Annotated in this window: 8 protein-coding genes; 4 read left to right on the forward strand and 4 right to left on the reverse strand. The window is 69.0% G+C overall.

Annotated features, from left to right (window positions below; translation table 11 throughout):
- The first annotated feature begins 4 nt into the window (after positions 1–4).
- From ACK41C_RS09500 to ACK41C_RS09515, 4 genes are all read left to right on the forward strand, one after another.
- Positions 5–943: an alpha/beta fold hydrolase gene (locus ACK41C_RS09500; RefSeq protein WP_409653138.1), complete on the forward strand. Its 939-nt coding sequence runs from the start codon at positions 5–7 to the stop codon at positions 941–943.
- Between the two features lie 75 nt (positions 944–1,018).
- A complete protein-coding gene (locus tag ACK41C_RS09505; protein WP_409653139.1) occupies positions 1,019–1,423 on the forward strand; it encodes a hypothetical protein in 405 nt (134 codons plus the stop codon).
- 185 nt (positions 1,424–1,608) lie between these two features.
- On the forward strand, positions 1,609–2,691 hold the full coding sequence (locus tag ACK41C_RS09510) for a Zn-dependent alcohol dehydrogenase (protein WP_409653141.1): 1,083 nt from the start codon (positions 1,609–1,611) through the stop codon (positions 2,689–2,691).
- A 171-nt stretch (positions 2,692–2,862) separates the two neighbouring features.
- Complete coding sequence (locus tag ACK41C_RS09515) at positions 2,863–3,015, forward strand: hypothetical protein (protein ID WP_409653142.1); 153 nt, start codon at positions 2,863–2,865, stop codon at positions 3,013–3,015.
- Here ACK41C_RS09515 and ACK41C_RS09520 read toward each other — a convergent pair.
- From ACK41C_RS09520 to ACK41C_RS09535, 4 genes are all read right to left on the reverse strand, one after another.
- The gene (locus ACK41C_RS09520; RefSeq protein WP_409653143.1) at positions 3,005–4,222 is read right to left on the reverse strand and encodes a TetR/AcrR family transcriptional regulator; all 1,218 of its coding nucleotides are present in this window, start codon (positions 4,220–4,222) and stop codon (positions 3,005–3,007) included. The two genes, ACK41C_RS09515 and ACK41C_RS09520, sit on opposite strands and share 11 nt — an antisense overlap.
- An 83-nt stretch (positions 4,223–4,305) precedes the next feature.
- Positions 4,306–5,673: a peptidoglycan DD-metalloendopeptidase family protein gene (locus ACK41C_RS09525; protein WP_409653145.1), complete on the reverse strand. Its 1,368-nt coding sequence runs from the start codon at positions 5,671–5,673 to the stop codon at positions 4,306–4,308.
- A gap of 210 nt (positions 5,674–5,883) precedes the next feature.
- Positions 5,884–6,234: an arsenate reductase (glutaredoxin) gene (arsC, locus tag ACK41C_RS09530; RefSeq protein ID WP_409653147.1), complete on the reverse strand. Its 351-nt coding sequence runs from the start codon at positions 6,232–6,234 to the stop codon at positions 5,884–5,886.
- Positions 6,231–6,426: hypothetical protein (locus tag ACK41C_RS09535; protein ID WP_409653149.1), on the reverse strand; the 196-nt coding region annotated here is incomplete at its 5' end. The genes ACK41C_RS09535 and arsC, both read right to left, overlap by 4 nt.

Below are 6,426 nucleotides of genomic sequence, written 5' to 3' on the forward strand. Positions count from 1 at the left end.
CGGCATGGGAGCTGACCGCGTGGCGCGTAAGAGACCCAAGGGCGTGATTTCGATGGGGTGGGCCTGCATCGAGTGCGCCGCGACCGGGCGCACCGAGCATGCGCCGACGTCCCTGGACTATCCCGACGACATCGTTCGAAGGGTCAGCTTCGCCGCCGGCGGCGGGCTGGGCTGGCGGCTCTCGGCCTTGACCACGCCCCGCGAGCGACCGGCGCCCTGGAAGATCGTGGTGGTCACCGGCGCTCCCTCCTGGGCCGAATACTGGGCCGAAGCCCTGGCCGACCTGCCGCAGGATCGCGAGATGGTGGTGGTCGACCGGCCGGGCTATGCGGGCTCCGAGCCGTTCAGCTACGTCGGCGACATCCGCCTGCAGGCCCAGGCGCTCGCCCCGCTGCTCGACGCCCCGCGCGGCCAAAGGGTGCTGCTGGTCGGCCAGTCCTACGGCGCGGCCATCGCCACCCTGATGGCGGCCGCCCATCCGCGCAAGGTGGCGAGCCTGGTGCTTCTCTCCGGCTATTTCGGCCAATCGGGGCCGACAGCCCGATGGCTGCTGGAGTGGGGCTCCAAGGTCGTCGGCTTCATTCCCCGCGACCTGAAGCATGCGGTTCTTGAGGTGACCGGGCAGCCCACCCAGCTCGACCACATGCGCGAAGCGCTGCCGCGGCTGCGGATGCCGGTCCATGTCGTCCACGGTGACGAGGACGACTTCGCCCCGATCGAGGCGGCCGAGCAGCTGGCGCGGGAGACGACCACACGCCGCCCCATCCGGTTCGACCGCGTGCCCGGCGCCAACCATTTCCTCAACGACGGCCCGACGCACGAGCTTCTAGCCCGGCTGGAGGCCTGCCTGCCCGAGCGGCGGCCGCTGCTGCCCTTCCGCCTGCCGGCCCTGCCCAACCTGGCTTGGCTGCGCCCCAAGGCGCCCGCCGCCTCTCCGGCTTGAGCGAGAGTCCTGGAACCTCCTGCGGAGCTGGGGTGTTTGCAACCCTGGCAGGGGGGTTCGAGGGAGACCACCAATATGCGCAGAGACCTTCTCGCAGCGGCCGCCTGCGCTGCGCTTGTCGCCGGCCCGGCCTTCGCCCAGACCGACGCCCCGGCGTCCACGCCGCCTGCCGATCCGCCGGCGGCTGCGGCGCCCGACAGCCCAACCGGGGCGACGGCCGAGACCGGCGCGGCCGCCGACACTGCGACCGCGGCCGCCGACGCCCAGCTGACGCCCGGCGCCGTCGTCCGCGACTCCACCGGCGCAGATGTGGGCCGGATCCTGCACGTGACGCCCGGCTCGGCCGGGGCGGAGGGCACGGTCACGCTGAGCGCCGACGGCAGGACGGTGGATGTGCCGGCCTCCAGCCTCTCGGCCTCCGGCGACGCGCTGGTGTCGAGCTCCACGCGAGCGGCGATCTGGGGTCCGACCGACCGTTAAGGCTGCGCGCGTAGCTTCGCCACTCAAGGCCCCGGCTCCGCCGGGGCCTTGTCACATCGGCGTTTCCGCAAAAACCCTCTTGGCCGCCGCCATCTGAACGGCGATAAGCTGAAGGCCGCCGCGGCCATACCGCGGTTTCCAGGAATCCGCCCGACAGGGGCGCCGGCTCGGGGAGTAAGCCAAGGATGAAGGCCGCAGTGCTGCGCGAAGTGGGCAAGCCGCTTCAGATCGAAGACGTCCAGATCAACAAGCCGGGCCCGCACGAAGTGCTGATCCGCACCAAGGCCGCGGGGCTCTGCCACTCCGACCTGCACTTCATCGAAGGCTCCTATCCGCATCCGCTGCCGGCGGTGCTGGGCCATGAGAGCGCCGGGGTCGTGGAAGCCGTGGGTTCGGAAGTGCGTACGGTGAAGGTGGGCGACCACGTGATCACCTGCCTGTCGGCCTTCTGCGGCCACTGCGAGCACTGCCTGACCGGGCATATGTCGCTCTGCGTCTCGCCGGACACCAAGCGCGGCGCCGAGGACGAGCCGCGTCTGAAGCAGAACGGCGCGCCCCTGCCGCAATTCCTGAACCTGTCCTCCTTCGCCGAGCAGATGCTGATCCACGAGCACGCCTGTGTGGCGATCCGCAAGGACATGCCGCTGGATCGGGCGGCCCTGATCGGCTGTTCGGTGATGACCGGCGTGGGCGCGGCGATCCACACCTCCAGCGTACGGCCCGGCGAGACCGTGGCGGTCATCGGCTGCGGCGGCGTGGGCCTGGCGGCGATCAACGGCGCGGCCATTGCGGGCGCCAGCCGGATCATCGCGATCGACATGGTCGCCTCCAAGGGCAACCTTGCCAGCGAGTTCGGCGCGACCGACTTCATCGACGCCTCCAAGACCGACGCCGTCAAGGAAGTCATGGAAATGACCAAGGGCGGGGTGCACCACGCCTTCGAAGCCATCGGCCTGTCGAAGACCGCCGAACAGGCCTTCGCCATGCTGCGGCGGGGCGGCACGGCCAACATCATCGGCATGATCCCGATCGGTCAGAACGTGACCCTGCCGGGCTTCCAGTTCCTGTCGGAAAAGAAGATCCAGGGCTCGATGATGGGCTCCAACCGCTTCCCGGTCGACATGCCGCGCCTGGTCGACTTCTACATGGCCGGCAAGCTGAAGCTCGACCAGATGATCTCTCAGCGCATCAAGCTCGAGCAGGTCAACGAAGGCTTCGCCGAAATGAAGAAGGGCGAGCTCGCCCGCTCGGTCATCGTTTTCGACTGATCCGAGCCGAAAACCACCCTGAGAAAGCCCTCCCCTCGCGGAGGGCTTTTTTCAGCCTGAACCACGCCGGTTAAGGCTAACCGCTTAATAAGCAAAGAAATTTTTGTTCTGGCGAGAACCGGATCGGTTCTACCGAGTTTCGGGACGAGGGCGTAGCTCGGGGAGTCCCGCGTGCAGGTGGAACCGAACGAAGAACAGCGCCGCATGGCGGAGCTCTGGCGGGAACGGTTTGGGGAGCCGCCGCCGATCCTGACCGATGTGGAGCTGATGCGTTCGGTGCTTCGCGATCTGTCGCCGCGCGCGACGCCGGAACCTATTGGCTGAAGAAGCCGCCGAGGGCCGGTTTCACATAGTCCTCGATCAAGCCCGTGGTGTCGCCCGCCAGGGCGCGATCCATCGGCAGGGCCACATTGTAGACCACCATGACGTAATGGGCGGCCAGCAGGGGGTCGACCGCCCGGATCGAGCCGTCGGCGACGCCGTCGGAGATCACGCCGGCGAAGGCGTGGGCGATCTGCTGGAAGCGGACGATCTGCTGCTTGCGCATCGACGGCGGCACCGCCGACAGGGCGTAGTGGCGCAGCATCCGCCCGCCGTCTCCGGCCGCCTGGTGCATGGAGAGAGAGGCGACTGCAAGCCAGAGCCGCTCCCAACCGGTGGGCGCGGACGTCGCTTGGCGGCGCGCCTGATCGATGAGGTCGAAGCTGCGCCCGAAGCAGGCGGCGGCCAGATCGTCCTTGTCGGTGTTGTGGTGGTAGAAGGATCCCTTGGTCACCTTCAGCTCGGCGGAGATCTTGTCCACCGAGGCGCCGCGATAGCCTTCCTTGTTGATCAGCTTGGTGGCGGCCACGAGAAAGCGGTCGCGGGTCACCTCGTCGTTCTCGGCGCTGGGCGTGCCGAGCGGCAGGAGTTCGAGCTGCGGCCAGGAGCGGCCAAGGCCGTCCAGCATGATCTCGGCCATACGGGCGGCGACGCGGGGATAGTCCTCCGGCGCATAACCGCCGATCCAGGAATCCGACCAGGTCAGGGCGTTGACCACCAGCCGCGCCAGCGCCTGCCGCTTCAGCCGCGTCATCCACGGCATCTCCTCGCTCTTCAGGAGCTGGGCGATGCGGATGTAGATGGTGTGGAAGGCCTCCATCAGGGGCGCGTGCTGCTCCCCCTCGATCAGGGCGATCTCGTTGAAGGGCGCCAGCGGGATCTCCTGGCCCAGAGCGACGCGGGCGCGGGTCTCGAAATAGGCGGTGACCAGGGTGCGCAGCCGCTCCGGCGGGGTCGCCCCCGCTTCGGCCAGGCTCAGCATCTCGCCGTAGCGGTCGATGGTCTCGTAGAGGACCGCTGCGGCCAGATCTTCCTTGCGCTTGAAATAATAGGTCAGGCTGACCGGGTGCAGGTCCATCCGTTTGGCGACGGCGGCGAGCGTGAAGCCGCTGAGCCCCTGGTCGGCGAAGACCGTGGTGGCGGCGGCCATGATCGCGTCCCGCTTGGCCGCATAGCGCGCGCGGACCTTGGGTTCGATGGCGACGGTCAACCGTGTGCTCCCGCAAGACGAAGGCGTGAAGCCCTGACCTTACGGTGTACGCCCCCCGCTTGGAAGGCGGACGCTACGGAAACCTATTCGGCGCTCGTGCGGCGCAGGCCTGCGGCCTTGGCCTCGTCCGTGTCGGCTCGGGCCAGTTGGATCCCGTCGGCCTCGCCCGCGATCATCCGGTCGATGCGAGCCTTCTGGGCCTTGAAGGCGGCGAGTTCGGCCCCGGCCAGGACGGTGCCCTGCGGCACCTTGGCGCCGACCGGATTGATCCGCTTTCCATGGTGCCAGATCTCGTAGTGCAGGTGCGGTCCGGTGGAGGCGCCGGTAGAGCCGACATAGGCGATCACCTGGCCCTGCTTCACCGCCTGGCCTGCGCGGATGCCCTTGGCGAAGCGCGAGGTGTGGGCGTAGCCGGTCTCGAAGCCCCCGGCGTGACGGATGCGGACCCAGTTGCCGTAGCCGCCCCATCGGCGGGCCTCCACCACCACCCCGTCGCCCGCGGCGAAGATCGGCGTGCCGGCGCCGGCGCCGAAGTCGATGCCTTGGTGCATGCGATTGTACCCCAGGATCGGATGCCGGCGCATGCCGAAGCGGCTGGTCATGCGGGCGTTGTCCACCGGGGTGCGCAGCAGGAATCCGCGGACGTTCTTGCCCTGTTCGTCGAAGTACTCGACCTGGCCGTCGGAACGCTGGAAGCGATAGAACTGCACGCCCCGGATGGCGGCGTATTCCAGGGGGCCGTTGTCGATGGTGCGGCCGCTCTCGGTGACCTTGCGGTCGAAGATCATGACGAACTCGTCGCCGGGCTTCAGGTCGCGGTCGAAGTCCACCTTGTGGGAGAACAGCTTGACCATGTTGACGACCTGGGTCGGATTGGCGCCCAGGCGCGAGGCGCTCTCGTAGAGCGAGCCCGCGATCTCGCCGCGGGCGACCATCTTCTCCTCGCGGATCTTCTCCTCCATCTCGCGCAGGCGCATGGCCCCGTCGAAGGTGCGCGAGAGGGTGATGGCGGTCGCGGGGCCCGTGCGCAGGGAAAGCCCCACCAGCCGAGCGTGGCCGCGCTCGCCGCGCGGGCGCGCGACGGCGGCGTCGAAGGCCATGCCGGCCTTGATGTGCACGGTGTCCATGGCCGCGCCCAGGGTCTCCACCGCCTCGCGGGCCTCTTCGGGCGCCACGCCGGCGCGGCGGACGGCGTTTTCCAGGGTCTCGCCGGGCAGGACGCGGACGGGCACGTTCTCAGGACGGGTGAAGCCGGGCTGGGCCTCCGCCTGGGTGAAGGCCGCGTGCTGCAGGGCCGCGATCTCCGCAGGATCCATCGGCGCCGGAGGAACGGGCGCGGTGGCCGAGGCTATGGCCTGCCAGCCGGCGATCACCGTGGCGGCGCCGGCGACGCCGAGCACCAATCGGGGAGTCAGGCGAAGGGCGGGCCGCCGCGGATCGAACTCTTGCATTCTGCCCCCACACTTGTGCGGCCCGCGCGGGCCGCCGAGACCTCGTGCCCGACCGCGCGTCGGGCGCCAACTTCCTGGCCGCCGAATCCCGGAGCCAAGCGACGGCCGGGGCAGCATCGGCGGATTTCGTTAATCGGCGGTAAGTCTTTTCCGTGACGTTCGAGCGACAGAGGCGCGACGCGAATCGCGTCGCCCGCCGCCTATCCTGCCTTAGAGCAGACCCAGCACAAGCTCGGGAGGACGGCACAGCGCCGCACCCTTGGGCGTCGCCACGATCGGGCGGTTCACCAGGGCGGGATCGAGGATCATGGCTGCGACGATCGCCTCGTCGGAGGTGGCCGGATCGGTGAGGCCGAGCTCGTCGGCGCGGGTGCCCCGCTCGCGCAGCAACTCGCGGGCGGAAAGGCCGCTGCGGGCCATCAGATCCGTAAGCTGCTCCCGGGTCCAGCCGGCCTTCAGGTACTCCACGACCTGGGGCTCCACGCCCTTCTCGCGCAGCAAGGCCAAGGTGTTGCGGGACGTGCCGCAGGCGGGATTGTGATAGATGACGACGTCGCTCATGGCGCGGTTCTAGCCGGCTTGTCGGACCAGGTGAACCGCTCGGCGCCCGCCGTGACCGTGGCGCCGGAAATGTCGAAGGCCATGGCGGCTGGCGGAACCGGCGGCAGGGGCTTGGCCGCTTCGGGCCAGCTGTCGAAGACCGCTGCGTGGGGGGACTCCCACACCCCAGAAGAAGAAAGGGAAAAGAAAAAA

Source organism: Phenylobacterium sp. (genome assembly GCF_046290725.1).
GTDB lineage: Bacteria > Pseudomonadota > Alphaproteobacteria > Caulobacterales > Caulobacteraceae > Phenylobacterium.